At 35.7% G+C, this 22866-nt stretch carries 16 protein-coding genes and 2 tRNA genes; 6 read left to right on the forward strand and 12 right to left on the reverse strand.

Annotated elements, in window-relative coordinates; translation table 11 throughout:
* A partial coding sequence (locus ACFIN0_RS02865; RefSeq protein WP_375629409.1) for an XRE family transcriptional regulator occupies nt 1-297 on the forward strand: 297 nt, incomplete at its 5' end.
* Between the two features lie 88 nt (nt 298-385).
* On the opposite strand, the gene ACFIN0_RS02870 is transcribed toward ACFIN0_RS02865, so the two are convergent.
* From ACFIN0_RS02870 to ACFIN0_RS02880, 3 genes are all read right to left on the reverse strand, one after another.
* Nucleotides 386-460, reverse strand: a tRNA-Val gene (locus tag ACFIN0_RS02870).
* 97 nt (nt 461-557) lie between these two features.
* The gene (gene cpdR / locus ACFIN0_RS02875) at nt 558-920 is read right to left on the reverse strand and encodes a cell cycle two-component system response regulator CpdR (protein ID WP_005773448.1); all 363 of its coding nucleotides are present in this window, start codon (nt 918-920) and stop codon (nt 558-560) included.
* A gap of 839 nt (nt 921-1759) precedes the next feature.
* Nucleotides 1760-2677: a serine aminopeptidase domain-containing protein gene (locus ACFIN0_RS02880; protein WP_375701887.1), complete on the reverse strand. Its 918-nt coding sequence runs from the start codon at nt 2675-2677 to the stop codon at nt 1760-1762.
* Nucleotides 2678-2935: 258 nt separating this feature from the next.
* Here ACFIN0_RS02880 and ACFIN0_RS02885 point away from each other — a divergent pair, with 258 nt between their 5' ends.
* Nucleotides 2936-3403, forward strand: coding sequence for an Hsp20 family protein (locus ACFIN0_RS02885; protein WP_375607095.1), 468 nt, complete (start codon nt 2936-2938; stop codon nt 3401-3403).
* 252 nt (nt 3404-3655) lie between these two features.
* Here ACFIN0_RS02885 and ACFIN0_RS02890 read toward each other — a convergent pair.
* Nucleotides 3656-3732 (reverse strand) — tRNA-Pro (locus tag ACFIN0_RS02890).
* A 605-nt stretch (nt 3733-4337) separates the two neighbouring features.
* Here ACFIN0_RS02890 and ACFIN0_RS02895 point away from each other — a divergent pair.
* Nucleotides 4338-4703, forward strand: a complete 366-nt coding sequence (locus ACFIN0_RS02895) for an iron-sulfur cluster assembly accessory protein (protein ID WP_375607096.1) — start codon at nt 4338-4340, stop codon at nt 4701-4703.
* Between the two features lie 70 nt (nt 4704-4773).
* Here the strand turns inward: ACFIN0_RS02895 and mazG are convergent, their stop codons facing one another.
* From mazG to ACFIN0_RS02935, 8 genes are all read right to left on the reverse strand, one after another.
* On the reverse strand, nt 4774-5589 hold the full coding sequence (mazG, locus tag ACFIN0_RS02900; RefSeq protein ID WP_375610408.1) for a nucleoside triphosphate pyrophosphohydrolase: 816 nt from the start codon (nt 5587-5589) through the stop codon (nt 4774-4776).
* 33 nt (nt 5590-5622) lie between these two features.
* Nucleotides 5623-6552 (reverse strand): lipid A biosynthesis lauroyl acyltransferase, encoded by a 930-nt coding sequence (locus tag ACFIN0_RS02905; protein ID WP_375607171.1) that lies wholly within the window; start codon nt 6550-6552, stop codon nt 5623-5625.
* A 6-nt stretch (nt 6553-6558) separates the two neighbouring features.
* Nucleotides 6559-7587 carry a zinc-binding dehydrogenase gene (locus ACFIN0_RS02910; RefSeq protein WP_375701888.1) on the reverse strand — a complete coding sequence of 343 codons (1029 nt, stop codon included), beginning with the start codon at nt 7585-7587 and terminating at the stop codon, nt 6559-6561.
* A gap of 61 nt (nt 7588-7648) precedes the next feature.
* Nucleotides 7649-8923 (reverse strand): beta-ketoacyl-ACP synthase, encoded by a 1275-nt coding sequence (locus tag ACFIN0_RS02915; protein WP_375607099.1) that lies wholly within the window; start codon nt 8921-8923, stop codon nt 7649-7651.
* A 15-nt stretch (nt 8924-8938) separates the two neighbouring features.
* Nucleotides 8939-10114 carry a beta-ketoacyl-ACP synthase gene (locus tag ACFIN0_RS02920; protein ID WP_375701889.1) on the reverse strand — a complete coding sequence of 392 codons (1176 nt, stop codon included), beginning with the start codon at nt 10112-10114 and terminating at the stop codon, nt 8939-8941.
* A gap of 10 nt (nt 10115-10124) precedes the next feature.
* Nucleotides 10125-10409, reverse strand: coding sequence for an acyl carrier protein (locus ACFIN0_RS02925; RefSeq protein ID WP_005773457.1), 285 nt, complete (start codon nt 10407-10409; stop codon nt 10125-10127).
* Between the two features lie 188 nt (nt 10410-10597).
* A complete protein-coding gene (locus ACFIN0_RS02930) occupies nt 10598-12916 on the reverse strand; it encodes an NADP-dependent malic enzyme (protein WP_375701890.1) in 2319 nt (772 codons plus the stop codon).
* 1065 nt (nt 12917-13981) lie between these two features.
* A complete protein-coding gene (locus tag ACFIN0_RS02935; protein WP_375607102.1) occupies nt 13982-18541 on the reverse strand; it encodes a hypothetical protein in 4560 nt (1519 codons plus the stop codon).
* A 665-nt stretch (nt 18542-19206) separates the two neighbouring features.
* On the opposite strand from ACFIN0_RS02935, the gene hfq reads away from it, so the two are divergent.
* The 3 genes from hfq (at nt 19207) to ACFIN0_RS02950 (ending at nt 22812) form a co-directional block, all read left to right on the forward strand.
* Nucleotides 19207-19446 carry an RNA chaperone Hfq gene (gene hfq / locus ACFIN0_RS02940; protein ID WP_005773461.1) on the forward strand — a complete coding sequence of 80 codons (240 nt, stop codon included), beginning with the start codon at nt 19207-19209 and terminating at the stop codon, nt 19444-19446.
* A 54-nt stretch (nt 19447-19500) separates the two neighbouring features.
* Entirely contained in the window at nt 19501-20844 is a 1344-nt protein-coding gene (hflX, locus tag ACFIN0_RS02945) for a GTPase HflX (RefSeq protein WP_375701891.1), read from the forward strand.
* A 144-nt stretch (nt 20845-20988) separates the two neighbouring features.
* Nucleotides 20989-22812, forward strand: a complete 1824-nt coding sequence (locus tag ACFIN0_RS02950; protein ID WP_375701892.1) for a hypothetical protein — start codon at nt 20989-20991, stop codon at nt 22810-22812.
* The last annotated feature ends 54 nt before the right edge of the window (nt 22813-22866 follow it).

Consider the following 22866-nt stretch of genomic DNA (forward strand, 5'->3'; position numbering starts at 1 on the left):
TTAGACATATCTGTAGCATTTTTATCTTCTGTCGAGATTGGCAAAAAATCTGTTCCTGTAGGACTGGAGGAAAAGATCATAGAGCTTTATGGTTTAGATAAAGAGAAGGCTTCTCTCTTAAAAAAAGAAGCCTATTCTTGTCGAAAAAGCATCATCATAAAGCCTTCTACTCCGTTGCAACGTGAAACTGTTGTTGCGTTTATGAGACTTTTAGATGGCTTACATCAAGAAGCGTTAGCAGACTTCAAAGAAACATTAGAAACATTGTGCGAAGCGTGCTTTATAGAGAAATGTTAAAAATCCTATTCCCTAACTTTTATTTACGCGTCCCTCACTGTAAAAAATATATGGAAAATCAATAAATTATTGTTGATATAAAATGCAATGGTGGGCGTGACAGGGATTGAACCTGTGACCCCTACGATGTCAACGTAGTGCTCTCCCGCTGAGCTACACGCCCATTCATTGATGTTGCATACACCATATAGAATGCCAAACGTCAATGCCTAATTTTATTTTCTCTTTCAACAGATGCAAATAACTTTAAAAAATACTTTTTAAGCAGCGATAAGAATCTTTTCAACTTCATTGACGAGTTCACGTAAGTGAAATGGCTTAGAGAGAACCTTTGCATCAGGAGGGGCATCACTATTTGAATTGAGTGCTACCGCTGCAAAACCTGTAATGAACATTACTCGTAAATCAGGGTCAATTTCAGTAGCACGTCGTGCAAGTTCGATTCCGTCCATCTCTGGCATCACAATATCAGTCAGGAGAAGGGAAAATGGCTCTTCTTGTAAACGTTCATATGCGCTAATACCATTATCGAAATCGGCGACTTCGTAGCCTGCACGTTCTAAGGCTTTTACGAGAAAGCGACGCATATCGTTATCATCTTCTGCGAGCAGGATTCGTTTCATGATTATGTTCCAATGGCTCCATTTGTCAGAGTTTTGCCGCATCAATTATACAATATAGAGTATTTAGAAAAAAGATGGTAAAATGCTCATAATTGAAATGAATGGCAAAATGGTTAATTCTTACATTCTGATTTACAATACAGCATATTCGTTGTGAGTTGGTTAAATTCGAAATATATGTGATTTTGAAAAAAGAAGGGGGGCTCTAAAACTTCTAGGATGATTCATTTCTATCTTTTCTTTTAAATTTGCTGATTATTATCAGAATTCCATTAAAAAAATTATGAAAACCATTATTGTAGGGACTTCCTATATCGAGAAATTAAAAGAATATTATGTTAATTTATTGTTTTTAAAAATTTCTCCTAAGAAATAGAAATTTTATATTTATTTGTTTTTATAGAGATTTGTAATAAATATTATAAATGCGCTTTATTTCCAGTTTTTTCCTTAAATGGATGAAAAGTATTATTTTCTAGATATAATATTAAATGAGTATTTTATAACAAATAAAAAATAGTATTTTGATGCTTTATTTGTAAATATGTATCATGTTATATTAAGATAGATTTATTATTTTTATTTATATAAATAGTTTTTTTATTAAGTTATTTTTTATGATGTAAAATAATATTTTTTAATGTAATGATATACTTTGTATATTAGTTTTTTATTAGAATGCGTGGTGAATATTTAGGTCATGGTTTGCCTGTAAAGGCTAGAAAACAAATCATATGAGTGGTTGGAAAGAAAAATCTATTATATTTAAAAGTGTTTGTAGATCCAATGCTCGTAGAAATTTTCTTTTTTGATGGGGCGGAGTGGAAATTAAGGTTTAGTTATTTTACAGATACATTATCGGGAATAAAGGCATCAAATGCAGCCAAAAATTGTTTTTTATAATCTTCGTTAACCATAATTGTATCCAGTTCAGCGCCTGTAATAGTAATACTTTCTGTTAGACGTGTGTGTTGGCATAATTGCCGCACTTCAATGTTGTTTGCAATATTGTTTTGATTGGCAAGAATAAAGAGTGTTGGGATTCGTAAATTTCCATGAAGTACATTTCTCTTCATAGAATCAATCGCATTAAATACTGAAGCCATCCATTGGGATGTTGGGGGCTTAATGGAAGGGAGCGGCACTTTATGTATGTGTCCCAATTGTATATTTTTTTGTTTTGTCTTGTTTAATTTTTTCCTATTTTTCACTGGTATAAAGCCAAGACCTATATCAGAAAGAAATTGTGTTAATTTATGTTGAAAACTATTCGTTTTATTGCCGAATGGAGCAAAAAGGGGAGAAACACAGAGCAATCTATTAAACTGATGATTAATGAGATCTAATCCGCTAAGTGCTATCAATCCACCTATGCCATAGGTGAGCATAGAGTAAGGCGGCGGACAATTAGGATAAACAATATTTTTAAGAAATTTATATAAATCATTAATATCATTATTTATATCAAAACAATGATGTCGGCTTTGTTTTCTTATCTTGAAGGATGTTTTTTCTTGATCAAAGCAGTCAAATATTGCTGTATGAAAACCGCGTTTAGAAATTTCATTTATTAATAAAAAATATTTTTCTAAAGTATTTGCGTAGCTTTTGAGAATAACAATTGTTCCCTTAGATTTTTCCACCTCAGGATATGTTATAGCAAAACGAATTTCATGATCTATTGCTATTTTAAGAATATCATGATGGATATTAAGAGAAGTGGAACCCCAGTCTATGGGATAAAGAGGTGTTTCCAATTGAAATCCTTTACAGTGTATTTGTCGCTTAGTGCTTTGACATTTATGTAATGAAGAAAGAGGATTTAAAAAGGGGTATATTGCTTTTTAGATAGTTTTTATCAATTTAGGTCCCAAAGAGTTGAAATAAAGAAAAACGATTACTAGATAATATAGTGTGGTTGCCATGATGGGGCCGCAGGTTCACAAGCAAGTTTGCCATTTGGGAACTTTGTGAATCAGTTATAAATTATAGTCGCTCTAGAGGAGGGCAATATTATGCGTCAAGTAGACTTTTCACCATTTTATCGTTCCACAGTAGGTTTTGATCATCTTTTTAATTGGTTTGATTCTAGAACCCAACCAGATGAAGTTTCTTCTTATCCCCCTTATAATATTGAACGTTTAACTGAAGATTCTTATAGAATTTCTATGGCTGTTGCTGGTTTTTCTCAAGATGAAATTGATATTGAAACACATTGTAACCAGCTGATCGTTAAAGGAGACAGAAAGCCTGAAAATGATGCTGAAGAACGAGAGTTTCTTTATCGAGGTATTGCTTCGCGTGCTTTTGAACGGCGTTTTCATTTGGCTGATCATGTTAAGGTTATTGGGGCAGAACTTGGAGATGGGCTTCTTCATATTCAGCTTAAAAGGGAAATGCCAGCTGAATTAAAACCAAAAAAGATAACCGTACAGATGTCACCATCCATTACAAAAAATGATAACAGCGACGTTATTGTGTAAAGAAAATTTAGAAAATATGAGATCGGATAATTATAAATTTTTCTGAAGAATAAAAAACGCGAGGCAAAAGGTCTCGCGTTTCGTATGTGTTTTCCTAAGAACGAAGCGCATTTTAATAAAACAGCTTATCTCAAATTTATGATAAAATATCACTGCACATTATTTTACGTTGAAGAAAAAGTTCATGTGTGTGCAATTAAAATGCGTAATAATCCACTTTTTAAGTAAGCTTATTTTATAGCATTTTAAAAATGGTCGGAGCGGCGGGATTTGAACCCACGACCCCTTGACCCCCAGTCAAGTGCGCTACCAAGCTGCGCTACGCTCCGAGTTCGTGTAAAACGATTAAATGACTGTTTCTTTAAAGGCAAGAGAAAAAATAAACAGAATAAAATCTAAAATGCTCTTGCACTTAGAGCTTTTGAAAGTAAAAATTTTGGACATCAATATTTTGTTGTTAATTCAAGATAAATAACGAATTTGTAAAATTCTTTGTGATCATTAAATTTTTAGCTCTATAGTTAATAGATGTATGCATTTAATTACTTTTGAGATTGTGAGGAGGGGGTAAGATTGGTGACTTTAGGGGTATGAATTGGAGCAAATGAGTGCGGAAGGTATATTTTTTCTTACCTAATCGTTACTTTTCTAAAAAGATAAAGATTTTCAAAAGAAGAGGAGTGAATGTATGGTTTTGAAAAGTTTTCGTTTTTTTAGAGTTTTATAGACGAGGTATTTTCATTTTATGTGGATAAAAAATTGTAAGTTCTGGATTGTATAATCACAAATCTCATTTTACGGGTATGTATTTTTATCCAAATAAACAAGATCAGAATGCTTTAATTTATGTTTCGTTTTTTTTCTAAAATATCAGATAAAATATTATAGAGGAAAAACTTTCAAAGTGTCTATTGGACTAAGAAAAGAGTAAAGGATGAGCCGTTTTTCGGTAATAAATTTGACGCAAGCAGCAGTGGATCGTGTTAAAGCGATTATGGATGAAAAAGATGCACAGGGTATTCTTGTTGGTATCAAAAAAGGTGGTTGTGCAGGGATGGAGTATACAATTACTCTTGTCAAAGAAAAGGGGATAGATGCGGATGTTGTTGAAGTGAATGGTGCCCGTGTTTTTGTAGCACATGATGCGGTATTATTTTTATTAGGGACGCAGATGGATTATGAAGTGACAACGCTGCGGTCTGGTTTTGTCTTTAAAAATCCTAATCAAGTTTCAGCATGCGGGTGTGGAGAATCGGTGGAACTTCGTCCTGCTACGCAGGATCAATATAAAACAAATTGAACTAAGCTAAATTATAATTTAGTAATTTTAGAGGCGCTTGTTCTTTTAGGTAGAAGAAATCTACTATTTTTTATCGTTCATTTTTAGCTTGCTTCCAAAGTGCTTCCATTTCATTCAAGGATGCGTCAGTAAGTGTTTTAGATTGAGTGGATAGCTTTTCTTCAATATAGGCGAAACGATTTCGAAATTTTATATTCGTTTTTTTTAATGCTTTTTGTGAATCAATCGCTAAGTGGCGCGCGAGATTAAGGAGTATAAAGTAGAGATCTCCAAACTCTGCTTCTATTTCTGAGTTTTGTTTACTTTTGATGGCTTCTTTGAGCTCTTCCAGTTCTTCTTCTATTTTTTCAAAAACTTTATCACTTTTTTGCCAATCAAAACCTACTTTAGCTGCTGCTTCTTGTAAAGCAAGTGCCTCTTGGTTTGCTGGCTGGATTTGTTTTACTGTTGCGAGTATGCTTGTGGAGGAATTGTTGTTTTTTTCTTCGCACATTCTTTTTTGTTCAACCTGTTCTCTTTTTTTTATATATTCCCACTCCTCTTTTATAATCCCCCGTTTTTTTTGCTCGGCATTTCCAAAAACATGAGGATGGCGCCGAATCATTTTTTCCGTAATTGCATAAACAACATCTTCAAAAGTAAAACTGCCTTCTTCCTGTGCAATAGTAGCATGATAGACAACTTGTAAAAGAAGATCACCAAGTTCTTCACAGAGATTCCTTCGGTTTTTTTGTTCAATGGCATTGATGACTTCGTAAACTTCTTCAAGCATATAGGGTATGAGAGATTCATAAGTTTGTTTTTTATGCCAGATACAACCACTATCAGGATTGCGTAATGCAGTGATAATTGCGGTGAGATCTTTGATATCTTTTGAGGCTAACATTTTGCACTTCCTTTGTAAGCAATAGAGCTTATGTTAGATGTCCCAACGTCTATGTAACCACATCCATTGTCCAGGATATTCACGGACCCAAGTTTCAACAATATCATTTAATTTTTGCGTAGAAGCCGCTATATCGATATCATTTTTTTCATCACGTGGAAGTTCTACATGTTCATATAATTCTAAACGATGACGTCCTCCAGGTAGACGAATACAACGTGCTGGATAAATATCACAGTCATATTGTCGAGCAAGTTTTATAATTAAGGGGTTTGTTTTAAGAGGTCTGTTAAAAAATGTTCCCATGATACCGCGGCGAAATTTTTGATCAACGAGCATACCAACATTTTCACCTTCTTCTAATTTGGCTGCTAATGCCCATGCGGCACCGGCCTTGGAGGGAACAAGATGTCCCATAGAAGTTTGTCGTGCTTTAAGGATTCGTTTGGCAACATAGGGATTATTGGGTGGTCTAAATAATACCGTAACATTAAGATCAAAACTTTGTGCACAAATAGGCAGAAGTTCAAAATTGCCAGTATGTGCGGTGAAAAAAATATGTGGTTTTTTTTCATTTTTTAATCGCTCAAATATTTCAATGCCTTTAACCTCAATGAAACCTGGCTTGTCTGCATGAGGATCAAAATCAAAAATTTTATCAAGAAAAATATATTCAGCGAGGAAACGTCCTATATTTTCCCACATTTCTATTGCAATCGCACGGAGTTCTTGCTCTGTTTTTTCTGGATATGCACTCCTAAGGTTTGCAAGTGTGATTTGATGACGATGGATAAGGGGACCAATTTTTTTTGCTAACCAAGCAAAAAAAGAAATTCCCATTTTGGCTGGAAAACACTTTAGAATAAATAAAGAACCAAAGAGTAGATATGCCCATAACAAATAGGATATTTTTTTAGCTATAATTTTAATACGATATATGAGATTTTTAAGAGAAAGCTTCATCATGATTTAATCGATTTTAAGGATAATTTTACCAAAAACATCACGACTTTCCATTCGTTTTAAAGCTGTATCAATTTCATCCAGTCCAACAATTGTATCAATGACAGGATGTACGGCTTTTTGTGCCATTTTTTGCATGGCATTTTTCATATTTTCCATACGGCAGCCAAATGAACCGAATATCTTAAGCTGTTGCTGGAATAATTGCATGAGATTTATTGGTGCTGAAACACCAGAGGTAGAACCGCAAGTCACTAAACGTGCTCCTTTTTTCATACACAACAGAGAACCATTCCATGTATCGACACCAACATGCTCAAAAACAACGTCAACACCTTTTTTTTGAGTTAATTTACGTACCACACCTTCAAAACGATCTTTACGATAATTAATCACATGATCTGCTCCAAGAGCTTGTGCTTTTGCAATTTTTTCATCTGAACCTACAGTGGTGATAACTGTACATCCCCTATGTTTTGCAAGTTGAATAGCTGCAGAGCCAATACCGGAACCACCTGCTTGTATCAGGATTGTTTCTCCTTCTTGTAGTTTTGCGTTATCGAAAAGCATATGTTCTACAGTACCAAAAGTAATTGGAGCAACGGCTGCTTGCAATTCATTACATTGGGGTGGTGCTGGAACCAATAAACGTGCTGGCAGATTAACAAACTCACACGCAAATCCATCAAGATGAAAACCGTAGACTCCTTTTACATTACTGCAAAGATTATCTCTTCCTTCATGACAAGCTTTGCATACTCCGCAGGTTTGTGCACCATAAATTGAGACAATCTGTCCAAGTTGGAGATGTTCAACGCCATCTCCTACTTGTACAACCTCACCAGAGGCTTCTGCACCAATGATGAGGGGCATTTTTCTTTTCGCAAAGGCCATGCCACGCCATCCCCATACATCAATATGATTAAGGGCAACAGCTTTTATCCGCACAGTTACTTCACCTAGACTAGGTGAAGATGGCGAGGGAATATTGGTGATTTCAAGTCGACGTTCATTAAAGAGTTGCAGTGCACGCATTATCAGCCCCCTTAAAAGACGTTATTAGGTTAGCGTTACAAAATTTTTATTATATAAAGGATTATCCTTTATAGGCTGTGATAACAAGACTCATATTTTGACCACCAAATCCAAAAGAGTTTGACAAAACCGCATTAACACAGGCTTTACGGCTATGATGAGGAACAACATCTAAAGGGATGGAAGGGTCAGGATTATCGTAATTTATTGTCGGTGGAAGTACCCCTGATTGAATGGTTAAAAGAGAAAAAACGGCTTCTATTGCACCAGCAGCAGTTAATGTATGCCCAATCATTGATTTATTAGAAGAGACTGGAATATGCTCTAACAGATCACTAAAGACAGTTGATAATGCAAGATATTCCATTTTTTCATTTTCAGGTGTTGAAGTTCCGTGGGCATTAATATAGTCAATTTCATTGATGGTTATTTGTGCATCGTCTAAGGCTTTACGAACGGATTCAATTGCTGGTGATGCATCGGGTTTTGAACGTGTACGGTGAAAGTCATCGGCGGTTTCTCCACAGCCAGCTAAAATTCCTAAAACTGTAGCATTACGGTTTAATGCGCTTTGAAGAGATTCAAGAACAAGAGCGCCTGATCCTTCTGCCATAACAAAACCATCTCTATCACGGCTAAAGGGTTTTGCTGCTTTTTCTGGAGGCTCATTTTGAGTTGAAAGAGCAGATAGTAACGAAAAACGAATAAGAGATTCTGCTGAAACTGATCCATCTGTCGCAATTATGAGCGCTCTATTTGTCTCTCTCCGTCTAATAGACTCAACACCTAATTGAATTGCTGTTGCACCAGATGCACAGGCAGTGGAAAGTGTAACAGGAAGTCCTTTTGTGCCAAATGTTTTTTGAAGTTTTTCTGCAATTGCACCAAATTGTGTGGTTTCAAAAAGTGCCTCATGGAGTTTATGCTTACAGACTTTAAGAAGATCTGCATAAGAAGGCTCATTATTGAATTTTTCCTCTTGATCAAGACTAAAACGTGCTTTCCATTCAAGTTCAACAGGAGGAGCAGCTAGAAAAAGTGGTCCATTAAAATTTGTTTTATCAACAGCTGCTTGTTCTAACGCTTCTTCAGCAGCAAGATGTGCAAGCTTTTCAGAAAGAGCTGAAGCACCAAACGTACTTTCTTTGAGGAAATCAATCGTTCCAGCAATATATGTGTTTAATCCCTCAATGGGGAAACGTGTTATTTTGTGGATTCCGCTTACACCACTTGTTAATTTTTGCCAATTTTCATGTTTTCCTCGTCCTAGTGATGTGACAACGCCTACACCAGTTATTGCTACAAGTGGACGTCCAAAATGATCATGATATTTCACGATAGAAATTCCCCTTCAAACAGCTGTAAGACGCACGATACCTTCAGCTCTTTTTATACCAATAGTTGTAATAAATATTTCACGCACTTCTTTAGGAAAAGGTTTTTCATGAGGACTTAATGCTGGAAAACAGTGTTTTTTTTCAATTGCAAGTGCTGCCAGAGCAAGCGCTAGAGGAAATTGTGCTTCCCGCATATAACCAAATAATGTTGTAATACCGCGATAAGATAGATCAGCATCGTCAAGAGCATATTGTTCTGCTTTTGTTGCTTCGTGAGCACCTGAGGCTGCTGAAATGACTAAGGCAGATTTAGCGCCCACAGTTTTCAACATTGTTGCAATTGACTCTCTCAGTGAAGTTTTGGTTCTATCTGTTTGGTCTGTAACAATTTGACTAATTTCAGCATAAGCACGCGCGTTACGTTTTTTCGCATGCTCTCCACTTTCAAGAACTAGAAAGATACCACCAGAACCGGTTATAATACCGCCGCCGGGGTGAATTTCACGATTCCACACTGGGCTCCATCCATTATGGGTTAAAAGACCACCAAGCTCATGCGCCAACAACATATCATAACTTTGTGCATTATAAGAACTTCCTACAAGAGCATGGGTGCTTTGTCCTGATTTAATACGGGCTACAGCAATTTGAAGTGCAGAAAGTCCACTGCCTTCTTCTCCCATAAATGTACGAGAAGATCCAGTGACTTTATGAACGATTGAAATGTTTCCTGCCAGAAGGTTTGAAAGTTGTGCCAAAAATAATGTTGGACGAAGTTCGGTTGAAAGAGCAACATTTAACATAGAAGCATGATCGGCGATTGCGCGCGCTTTAGAAAGAATTTGTGTATCAACAGTAATATCACGCTCTCCTCCACTTGCCGCTACGATCATATCCATTGTTGAAGTGAGTTGTTTATTATTTTTCATGCCGGCATCATCAAGAGCAAGACCAGCCGCATAGGTACCAAGACGCTGCCATGTTCCCATTTGTCGTTGATCGCTTTTTTTAGGAATCTGTGAACCCCAATCAATTTCGGGCGCTTTATGAACCGTGTAGGGCGAAAAAGTTGTACAATCTAGATTTGGTGTACGGGCTTGAGCATTTAAGAGATTCCAATGTTGATCAGTTCCTTCTCCCAGAGAGCTTATGAGGCCGATACCAGTGATGAATACAGATTGATCATGCATGGTGAAAAAATTACTCCGCCTGTTTTAAGGCAACGAGATCATCAATTTTTGCACAAAGATTTTTAAGAACAAAGTACTCTTCCGTTGCAACTGTGCCTTCATTGACTTCTTGCGTCCATTGTTCTAGTGGAACCTTTATTCCGAAAGCTTTATCAATAGCGAAAACAATATCAAGAAAATCAAGACTATCGATTCCCAAATCGTCAATTGTATGACTTTCAGGCGTAATTGTATTGCGATCAATTTCACTGATTTCTGCAATAATATCAGCAACTTTATCAAACGTGGAAGGCAATGTACGGATTCCTTATTATAGAGTTAGTAAATTCAAAATATATTTAATACTATTCTTCTAGCCTTTTTTCTCTTTAAAAAAAAGAATTAATCCAGAATATAGCTGTCTTTTCTATAGAGAAAAGAGGTTTACAGTATATGAAGTACTATACCTCAATATTTAAAAAACTTTGAAATTTTATTGCACATTTATTTTACGAGACTATTTTTTCTATTTGCCGCAAGGACGGCAAGGGCTGTTATATTAACAACTCCCCGTGAAGTTACCGAAGGTGTTAAGATATGCGCGGGACGTGCTGCCCCGATCAAGATAGGACCAACATGAAGTGCATTTGTAAGGCTTCTAACAGTGTTGAGCGTGATATTGGCTGAATCAAGTGTTGGAAAAATAAGCAGATTGGCTTCACTTTTAAGACGAGAATCAGGAAAAACACGATCACGAAAAACTTTAGAAAGGGCAGCATCACCGTGCATTTCACCATCTGCTTCTAAATCAGGGTGTAATTGGGCAAGAATTTCTGTTGCACGTCGCATTTTACGCGCACTTTCTGTGTTTTTAGAACCAAAGTTTGAGTGTGATAATAAGGCTGCTTTTGGTGTTATTCCAAATGCTTCAACTTCTTTAGCGGCCAATACAGTCATTTCAGCGATTTCTTCTGCAGAAGGATTTTCATTGACGTAAGTATCTGTGAGAAAAAGAGTACGCTGTTGAGAGATAAGTAAACTCATAGCAGAAAAACGGTGAACATTAGGATCAAGTCCGATAATTTGTTCAATCAATTCAAGTTGACGTTCAAAACGTCCCTCCAAGCCACAAATCATTGCATCTGCTTCTTCTCGCATAACGGCGAGGGCAGCAATAGCCGTTGTTGATGTTCTTACTATTGTTTTTGCCATTTCAGGCGTAACGCCACGTCTTCCTGTATAATGAAAAAATAAATTAACATAATCACGAAAACGTGGGTCATCTTCAGGGTTTGTTAATTCAAAATCTATACCAGGACGAATTCTTAAACCAAAGCGTTTTAATCTAGCTTCTACGACATGTGGACGGCCGATAAGGAGCGGTGTTGCTGTTTGTTCTTCAATGACAACTTGTGCTGCTCGAAGGACGCGTTCATCTTCACCATTCGCATAAATGACGCGTTTACGTTTTGCTGTTTTTGCTGCTGCAAAAACAGGTTTCATCGTTAAACCAGAAAGAAAGACAAATCGATTGAGGATATCATAGTAGGCTTCCATATCTTCAATGGGACGAATAGCGACACCTGTTGCCATTGCTGCTTTAGCAACAGCGGGAGCAATACGCAGTATTAAACGTGGATCAAAAGGAGAGGGAATCAAATAGTCTGGACCAAAACTGGGAGGTTCTTTTGAGTATGCACGTGCTACAACATCTGAAGTTTCTTCACGTGCAAGAGCAGCAATCGCATGAACAGCGGCCATTTTCATTTCTTCATTAATTGCCGTAGCACCTACGTCTAATGCACCACGGAAGATATAGGGAAAACAAAGTACATTATTAACTTGATTGGGATAATCAGAGCGTCCTGTGCAGATCATTGCATCTGGTCGTATAGACTGTGCTTCTTCAGGCATAATTTCTGGTACTGGATTAGCCAGCGCTAAAATTAATGGGTTTGGAGCCATTCTTTTAAGATGTTCAGGCTTTAAAACACCACCCGCAGATAAACCTAGAAAAATATCTGCATTATCAATAATATCAGATAGAGTTCGTGCGTCAGTTTTTTGTGCGTAATTAACTTTCCAACGATCCATAAGGGTCTTGCGACCTTCATAAACAACGCCTTCCAAGTCACTAAGCCAAATATTTTCAACTTTTGCCCCAAGACGAACCAAAAGATTAAGACAAGCGAGGGCAGCAGCACCTGCACCTGAGGTAACTATTTTTGCATTTTCAATTTTTTTTCCTGAAAGATTTAAAGCATTTAATACAGCAGCAGAAACAATAATGGCAGTTCCATGTTGGTCATCATGAAAAACTGGAATATTCATCTTAGAACGCAGCTTTTCTTCGATTTCAAAACATTCAGGAGCCTTAATATCTTCAAGGTTAATACCACCAAATGTAGGTTCTAAGGTCGATACCGTTTGTACCATTTGTTCTACATTGGATGCATCAATTTCAATATCAAAAACATCAATATTCGCAAATTTTTTGAATAAAACAGCTTTGCCTTCCATAACTGGTTTTGAAGCAAGTGGGCCAATATTTCCTAAACCAAGAACAGCAGTTCCATTTGATATAACGGCAACTAAATTAGAACGGGAGGTATATAGAGCAGCAAGATTAGGATCTTCATGAATTGCAAGACATGGTGCTGCAACACCTGGAGAATAAGCAAGAGCTAAATCACGTTGATTATCAAGAGGTTTTGTTGCTTGTATTTCCAATTTTCCAGGTTTAGGGTATTGGTGATAAAAAAGCGCGGCACTGTCAAGTTCAGCTTTTGGTGACCTTAAATCACTATTTCGTTCTCTAGACATTTTTATGATATCCAAGTTAGTGTGTATTTATATGAGTGTTCTATCTACGATAAGGTTTTGTCCACTAATAGATCCTCATTTCTCTGAATATCAAAATGCGTGAGCATGAGCAAATTCTTCTGGATCATAAAACCAATTTGGTAATTCTTTTGGTTTGTGCGCATGAATAATTTCATGGTTAGTCGCACGTTTGTTTTTCTTTCCTTAATAAAATGCATAGAAATTGATTAGTTTACAAAAGAATAAAATATTTTCTAACGACTATATTACCAAGTCATTATTTTTTTTGCAATGCTTAGAAAATAAGGAAAGAACAGAAGAAATTTTCTTATTCATTTCATTCGTTTTTTATAAAATATATATTTTATTTAAAGTTTTATACGGAGGTAGAAAAAAATTAAACAACAATTTGACAGTTATAAATTGTTTATTCAGCTATTTTAAAGGAGTTTGGAACATTGAGAATGACAAATATGTTGTTTTAAGCAATGAATATGTCACTAAAACAGCTGTAATTGCGCACTCTATACATAAAGTCCATTCCATTAACGCTTTGCTTTATAATTTATAATGAATCATCTCGTATATTGAATGGGAAAGTTGAGTACAATAAGATACATTCATTTCAAATTCACCTAATGTAATAAAAATATTTACTTAGATATTTCAAGTGCGCTTAATATGTGGATAAAAACATGTAAGAAAGGAATAGAAATCTCTCTTATGAGCCATTTTAATAATAACGCATGAAAAAATATTAAAGGCTAGCAAATAAAATAATTTTATTAAATCTTTGTGTTTTTATGAAAATATGAAAAATAAAGGAGTTAAGAAAAAGATAAGGAAATAGAAAACATGCTTTATCATTCTTAGAATGATATGTTGTTTGATAAGCCATTACGCTTCTTTAGGATTATTGCTTAGGATATCAAAGAAAACCGCATGCCAATTATCCCAACCTTTGAAGTACAAAGCTACAGTTGAAAGAAAAGCATTCTATGATGAGCCATTAAAACGACTAGAGAGAGAAAGTGGAAAAAATATCTTTTTCCACTTTCTTATTTTTTATTGGATTCGACCACTTGCATGAGCAAGCATAGTATAAACTTTTCCGGTATCTGATATCAAGTACTTGCGAACTGAGTTGGAAGAGCCAGAACTGCGCGATATATCACGTAAGAGCTTTTCGAAATCTGTAACATATTGATTCACTGAACGTTTAAACCCAAAATCGCTCATATATTTTTTCTTAATCATTTCAAATATTTTTTGTCCACTTAAGGTATAAAGGCGTTCTGTTACGATGTTTTTTTGTCCACGTTGATAATGATCCCATAGCTCAACAATGGCATTGTGATTAATCGCTTGCACTATACCAGCAGCTAATGAATTAAGAGAGCAGTTTGCAGGAGATGGTTTTGTTTGCACTGATGTTAAAACAGCCTCACTAGGGGGAGCATCATAAAATGTTTCTTCACGTGAAGCTCTTTCTAAGAGATTTGATACCCATTTATTTGGTCTTTTTTTGCTTTGATCTTGTTGCAAAATAGGCTTAGGTGGCACAATCTTTTTAACAGACTCAGTGGAACTGTCACTTTTTTGATTAAACATTGATGATGTAGGAAATGCTGATATTAGCTGTTTTTGTGCGCTCTTTTGATCATTTTGTATAACACTGACTAAATCTTGTAACGCTGTAATCTGTTCATTCAAAGCTGTGCGAATTGTTTGCGTTGTTTCTTTTGTTTTTTCTGGAAGTTTTTTTACATTTTCATTGATATCATTATTAATCTTTGAAAGCTCTAAACGAACTTCATCAGCGGAGCGACGTATATCTTCTGCTGCTTCTGAAAAACGCGTTGATGCTTCACTAACAAGCTTATTAAGTGATTGTTGGAATGAATTTGTGGAGTTACGCGCATTCTTATCAGAGCGTTCAAGTGCTAAGTTGAAGATTTTTTCATAATGCCCAATCATTTGATTAATTTCATGAGACTTTGAAACAAGAGCATCGCTTAATACAGAAAGCGTATTATGTTTTTCTTCAAGTGTTGCACTAAGTGAATTTTCAGACTGTTCAAGAACATGAATAGTTTGGGAAAGTGTCTTTGCATGTTCACCAAAACTGCTCGTTATATGATTAATTTGTTCAAAGGTATTCTTTGAAAGTCCTTGCAGAATTTCAACATTAGTATTGAGCGCTTGATTTGAGGCTGACAAACGCTCTGCTACTTGGTCCGTGTTGCGGAAAAAATTATTCGTACTCTCATTAAACTGCCCATCAATATTTTGAACAGCCGATAATAAAACATTACTATTTTCGTGAAAATTGTAAATTGATTGATTCAACTGTGTTAAGATGGATGAGACATTATTAACAAGCTCTTCCTTCATAATCGTTATTGTTTGAAGTGTTTCAGAGTTAGCTTTGGTTAAGCTATTCACTAGAGATTCATTATGTGCATAAATTCTTTGTTCAGCATCTTGTGTGGAGAGAGAGAGTTGTTCACCGATATGCTGTGTTAAAGAATCAATTGATTCTGTCGTACTTTGCGCTGCTTGATTTAAGTGATTTGTTAGCTCTGTTATTTTTCCAACATGTTCTGAAATTTGTGTGGCTGTTTGATTTCTTGCATCTTCCAGACGGCTCGTTACATCAGAGAGCTGATGTCCTAAATTATTTTTAAGATTTTGCATAGAGTGATGAAGAACATCACAGCGTTCATTAAGAACTTGTTCTATTGCTGTTGTTGATGTGTGAATAGTTTCATTCAATAATGCTTGTGCATTATGACTGGCTGTTGTGAAAGCTTCGACAGTATGTGCTGTTTGTTCAGACAAAACGGACAGAACTTTTTCACTGGTATCATAAACTGTTTTTTTAACGTTTGATACAATGCGATTTCCTGATTCTGAAAGAATATTTTCTGCTTGTGCAGTAACATTTGTAACAGAAGAAAGAATTTGTTCACTTGTAGAAGAAAGAATGTCAGAGGCCTTTATAATCTGATTGTGCAGGTTATCTGTCACTGTATTAACAGAATCTTCTAAGGTGACACGCATATTGTCAACACTGCTTTCCAGCGCTTGTTGAATTATCTGACTTTGTTCATTATTAAGCATGAGAGATGTTTTTAAAGTGTCAGAACGCTCCTCAATAACAGATGTTTGTGCATCAATAGCTTCACATACTTGGCTAATTTTTTCAGATAATGTTTCTTCTAGCGTTGTTGTACGTTCAAAAATTTTGTGTGCACGAACTTCTAGATTTGTATCAAATGATTCCATACGCGTCTCAAGAGTTTCAAAGAAAACACCACTCGATTGAGAGAGAGTATTCTTTAAAGTTTCGGCCTGACTTTCAAGATTTTTGATATGATCTTGAACCGTTTCAGTAATATTTTTATTGTTGGCAACAATTGCGCTCTCAACTAAATCTATCTGTTGTTTCAATGCAACATCAACACGTATATCACTTTTTGCAATGAGATTATGGATTGTTTCCATGCGTTGCTCGAGTGTGCGTGCTTGATCGGCAAGAACTTCATTGAGAGAAAAACTATTAATCGCTAAAGAGTCACGTAGAGCATCAGCACGGATATCAATATTTCTCGCTTGTGCTTCTAAAGCATCTTGGGTTGTATTACAACTTTGTACAATGACATCTTGTAACTTTTCAGTGCATTGAATGATGTTCGTAATATGATTTTCAGCTTGTTTATCAACGACTTGAACATTATCAGCCAAAACTTTTTCAATATGAGAAGTATTTTGGGATAAAACATCAATTTGATTTCTTAATGTATCCGCAATTTTATTCTTCTCGTTATCGAGCATATCTGCCATAAGAGCTCGTTGATCAGAAAGTTGTACTTTAAAATCTTGTGAACGTTCTTGTATGATATCAACAATGGCATTGTCGACATATTGAATTTCTTCTCTCAGACTTTCTTTACTTTTATCAATTGCAGAAAGAATAGCTTCACGTCCATTTGTAAATACATGGGTAATGTCTGCTGTTTTTTCTTGGAGGTTCTCATTTATTTTCAAGACATGAGCTTCCAAGAAGTTACCAAGTTTTTCAGCATTATCCTCTAAAGCCTGACTTTGTTCTATAAAGGAATCAATAATGGAATCACTATGTTTTTTAAGAGAATGATCAACAGTTGCTAAACGTTGTTCAAAGGCTCCAATCGCTTGCGAGGTTACGTTATCAAATTTAGAAGAGAGTTTATGTGCTTGGTCGTCGAGCTTTAAGATCTTCTCATCAAAATTCTGTATAGATTGATTATTACGATCAATAAGAGCTTTATCTAAGGCTTTAAACTTTTCATCGACAGCGTGCAAAGTTTGATCTGTTACTGTTTGTATATGTGTTGCAATTTTAGCAACATGCGCTTCCGCTTTTTCAGCTGTTTCATTAAAAGTTTTTTCTATTTGTTTTTCATTATGATCAAATTGTTTTGCAAAGCCATCAAAGTTTTTTCCTAATTCATGAAAAAATTCCGTGTTTTTTTGCTGAATTTGTGTTGTTGTTTTGTTAAATTTTTCAACAAGTTGATTTGTTACGCCATCACCGGCACAGGAAAGTTTTTCAACAAGGTCTTCACCTTGTTTTTGTAAAGTTTGAGAAAGGGTTTGTGCAAGCTTTTCAACATTGGTGACAATGTTAGAGGTAACCAACCCAAATTCATCACTCAGTTGTTCTTGGGTTCCTTTAATTGTTGATTGTACGCGATCTGCATGATTCAAAATGGCTATGCGTTCATTACTCAATTCTTTGATTAATGTGTGAATGCGTGATTCATTCTCAGCATAGGCTTGTTCTAGATTGTGAACTTCACCTTGTATGATTGCTTCAAGTTCAACAGCACGTCCGAGGGTACGCTCAATACCTTCGTTCATTGCCGCTACTTCTTCACGAATGGTTTGCCCTATAGCAATAGCTTGTTTTTCGGATAGATGTTGTGGTTCACTAAGGCGCTGTGCAGCATTGGTCATAAGAAGAGCAATATTATGCAAGTCGTTTGAGCGTTTTGTTAATTGAGCAACGCCCCAAGATATAAGGATAGGAATTGCTGTTCCGGCTGCTACAGCGAGGCCTGTTGGGGATGTAACAAAAGTGCTGATATTGGATAAGGAGCTGAGTCCGGTAGGTGCGAGTTTATGCGCAATAAAAGCTCCTCCCGTTGCCCATAAAGCACTAAGCGCTGTTGTATACCAGTAGACTCGAGAGGAAGAACGCTGCTTTAATGGTCCAAAATTTACAGGGGTTGTTATATCATCATTTGCAGGAAGAAGTTTTGTAGACAACAATGTATTATGAACAGTTCCACCTGAAATATCAGGTGAAGGTTTTGGAGCAAAAAGCTGTTCAACAACGGATTTATCAATAACAGCTTCATCATGAATATTAGAAACAAAAGTTGATGTACCGTTTTCAGCAAAAAATTCTTCTTCTGCCATTGCAATTTTTTGAATCAGATCATCGACATTAACAACATTTTCAGAATTATTGGATGATATCGTTTCAAATCCTGTGTTATCGAAATCAAAGTTCATAGCTTTTGTGAGGGCTTCTTCAACTTCAACTTCAAATGTTTGCAATTTTGTTCTGCGTGCCATACTCGCCTCGTACTCTTACAGCCGGAAAAGGGATACGTCCTCTTCCACATAATTTCTATATACTAGCTGTTAATTATTTAGAAAGGAATATGCTTAGGGAAAAATTTTAAAAACTTATCAAGATAAAGTTAACGCAGTTTCTTGTATCCTGTTTTAAAATATTATAAAATATAGTAAAAACAATTTATTATTTAAATCTAACTAAAACAAAAATACTGTTTACAACTTGTGTTTATAAAAAGCTTTATAAGCCGGCAATCTTTGAAATAAGGACAATTTAATAGCGGTTATATATACATTAAGGTGCGAATGCCTCTCTTTAATATCGATAATCGTTAATAAATGTTGTTGTCCGCTTACTTTTATTGATTCTAAACGAAGCAGATTCATCATCACATATAGTCTGTAATAGCTTAGGATGTATATTAGGATGTATAAAGTATGCCTTTGAATTGTAAGCTCATAAAAAAGTAAACGTGGAAAAATTTTTAATTTAATATAGATTTTCGTAAGTTGTACTTTATTATTGCCTTAAAGAGCTGTTTTTTCTCTGATTTCAGTTGTTTGTTTCTGAATTTTGAAGCTTCTACGTTGACAATTGGATATTTTTCAGTCGATATGCATGCACGAATATTTTATGCAATCTAGATAAAGGTGTAAGAATAATGGCAGAGCGATCACAACACCTGCAAGATGTGTTTTTAAATACGGTGCGTAAGCAAAAAATTTCCCTTACAATTTTTCTTGTCAATGGCGTTAAACTCACGGGTATTGTAACTTCATTTGATAATTTTTGTGTTCTTTTGCGCCGAGATGGACACGCGCAATTGGTTTATAAGCATGCTATTTCTACGATTATGCCTGGACAGCCTGTACAGATGTTTGAGGGTGAAAGTCCTGAGTAAGCACGTCATTTTAAGATAGACCTCTTATCCCATTTTAAAAGTACTTAGATTGCTATGATAAATGAAAATGAGAGATTAGGAGGGGTGTTTTCGCAGAATACAGAACAGGTGCGTGCACTTGTTTTGATACCGATTTTTCAAGAAAATAGAAGTGAAAGCTCTTTGAGAGAGTGTTCTATATCTTCTCGTGTTAAAGAATCATTGGGGTTAGCGCGTGCTATAAGGTTAGAAGTTGTTAATTATGAAACGATTAATATTGCAACGCCTCGCTCTGCGACACTCTTTGGAAAAGGTAAAGTAGATGCGTTAACCTGTTATATAGATGAATATTCTATTGAGCTTGCGATTGTAGATCACTTTTTAACGCCAGTACAGCAGCGTAATTTAGAAAAATTATGGAATTGCAAAGTTATCGATAGAACAGCTTTGATTCTTGAAATTTTTGGGGATCGTGCACGAACAAAAGAAGGAGTTTTGCAAGTAGAGTTAGCGCGTTTGTCCTATCAAAAAGGGAGGCTTGTGCGGAGTTGGACGCACTTGGAAAGGCAACGGGGGGGGCGTGGCTTCCTAGGGGGACCTGGTGAGACGCAAATTGAAGCAGATAGGCGTCTTTTACAAGAAAAAATTATTCGTATTCGGCGCGAATTGCAAACGGTTATTAAAACACGTGCACTTCATAGAGCAAAAAGGAAAAAAACATCTTATCCTGTTGTAGCAATGGTAGGATATACGAATACAGGAAAGTCAACTCTCTTTAACCGTTTAAGCGGTGCAGATGTTTTAGCAAAGAATATGTTATTTGCAACGCTTGATCCGACTTTGCGCAAAGTTGTTCTTCCCCATGGAAAAACTGTTCTTTTGTCTGATACTGTAGGGTTTATTTCTAACTTGCCAACGAATTTGATTGCAGCTTTTAGAGCAACCCTTGAAGAAGTGGTTGAAGCAGATCTCATTCTTCATGTAAGAGATATGTCAGATCTTGATCATCGAGCACATGCCCAAGATGTTTTAGAAGTGCTTTCAAGTCTTGATATCGATATTGATGATATGGAGCACGTCATAGAAGTTTGGAATAAGATTGATATGTTAGATGAGCAAGCATTGAATGTTTTACAAACAAGCGCAAAGACGCAATTAAATCCTGCTCTCATGGTATCAGCACTTAAGGGGAATGGACTCGATCAATTATTAAGAGCCATTGAAAAGCGAATTTTTGGAGACGTGCAAAGCATTGAATATCTTTTACAACCTCATGAAATGTCGCTTATTGATTGGTTTTATGAAAACTCTGCGGAAATAGTGCAAGAAGGGCATGATGATGGGTCTATTACCATTAGAGCTGTTGTTACTTCTGAAGCAAAAAAACAACTAGAGAGCCTCAAAAAAAATATGAATTAAGTTCTTTAAAGCTATTGTTGAACATTTTTGCTTAAATTTTATATTTTTATTATCTCAAAATAATATGACAGCAAGTTAAGAGGATAGTTACTACTTTCTCTTAATAAAACAATATGAAGAAGTATTTTGCTGGTTAAAATAAAGATGAGTCTTACATGTAATAAAAGACTATTCGTACGTACCGTATGGCGAAGCATTTTGATTGTTTTGCTATTACAAATGCTATGTGTATCTTTGATTTGGTTGTATTATTTTGTCCAGCCCCGTGGTTACCAAGCAACTTTAATATTTTCATTATCTGATTCTGTTGGAAAGCCATTACCAATTAAAAAGCAAGACAATGTTATCGCCTTTTTGTTTTCACAGCCTATAATTTCAAATGATTCTCCTTTTTCTTTAAGGGTTTCTTATAAGAAAAAAAATCAGGAAAATATCCGTTTATCGCGTCATGGTGAACTTATCAACCTTACTTTTGAAGCTGAGACACAGGAAGCAGCACAACGTGGGTTGGAAACTTGGTTTTCCGTATTTTCACAAGCAATCATAAAACAAAAACAATTCTTGTTAAATGATAAATCTGAAGACAAACAATATGATAACACTGCGATTATTAATATCGTGCAGGAATTTCGGTCCTCTGTTGATTCTTTTATTCAGCATAGTGTCAAACAAACAGAGCTTCATGATCTTTCGATGCAATTAATGCAAGCAACTTTAAAGCGTATTCATTTAACAAGTTTGAATTCAACGATTAACATGATACGTGAAAATGGACAGTCTTTACTGTCTTTATCGTTTATTGCAGATAATTCAGCAATTGTTTCTCTGGAATCTAAACGTGATCTCTTGGAAACGCAAAGAGCACATATGGCGGCGCAATTGGGGTGGACACATCCTCAAATTAAGGCAATGACTGCGGAGTTAGAAGCGGTTTCTCATCAATTAAACAATAAAATTTTACAGATCGTTTATCAAGTTCATTCAGATATAATTATTGCAACGGAGTTGGAAAAACAGCTCCAAAAAAGGGTGAGTTTTTTTGTAAAAGATCAATCCCAATCTTTGAATGAAATATTTAACGAGTTTGAAAATAAAATAAAAGCAGCGGTCGATGCACAAAATAAAGTGATGAGCAAATCTGCTCAAAGAGAAAAAGTTATTGGTTCATATTGGGGATTGAGTGATAACCCTCTTCTCTTACAAAATACAAAGATCAATGTGGTAATGCCAACAACATTAGCCCACATTTCTTTTATGGCTCTTTATGGAAAAAATGTTTTTGTGGGTGCATTGGCCAGCTTCCTTACTCTTTTGCTAGGAATAATGTTATTTTATCCGTTCTTTAAAAGCAAAAAAGACCAACTTTCAGAAGAGGATGTGAGATTAAAAGAAAATGCTCTCAAGAAGAATGAGAGTCTTTTAGTCTCTCAAGAAATAAAAAATCTTGAAGCTTTTATTACGATAGAGGGATTATCTGATGTTTTGAAATGGCATGCTTCAACAGTTATTTCAATTATTGGACCAGAGGCTGCACGGACAGCGGCAAAGCTTTCACTTCATCTCACAAAAGAGAACAAAACAATTTTATTGGTCGATATCTCTGGTCAACAAATAGAGAAAGTCATTGGCCCACATCGCGGACTGAGTGATGTTTTAACCGGCCATGCTCAGATGCATGATGTTATTTACCGCGATTACGATACGGGCGTTGATATTCTTCCTCAGGGATTAACAAGTGCTGTTTCTGCACAAGATTTTTCAAATAATATTTCTCATATATTACAAGAATTTAAAAAAGAATATGATTTTATCATTTTAGAGATGGCAAGCAAACCAAAATATGGTTTTGAACAATTTGCAGAGCTAACAGACTATTATATTTGTAATACTGTTCTTAATGAACAAGATTGGATGATGTGGATGGTAAGCAGCTTTCCAAAGACTGTTTATCGTGTTGTTGCATCATAAACTTCGCAAAAGAGAAAAGAAATATGTATCATATGCTATAGTGGTACGCTTGTT

The sequence above is a fragment of the Bartonella sp. AA89HNZF genome, from assembly GCF_042196905.1.
GTDB lineage: Bacteria > Pseudomonadota > Alphaproteobacteria > Rhizobiales > Rhizobiaceae > Bartonella.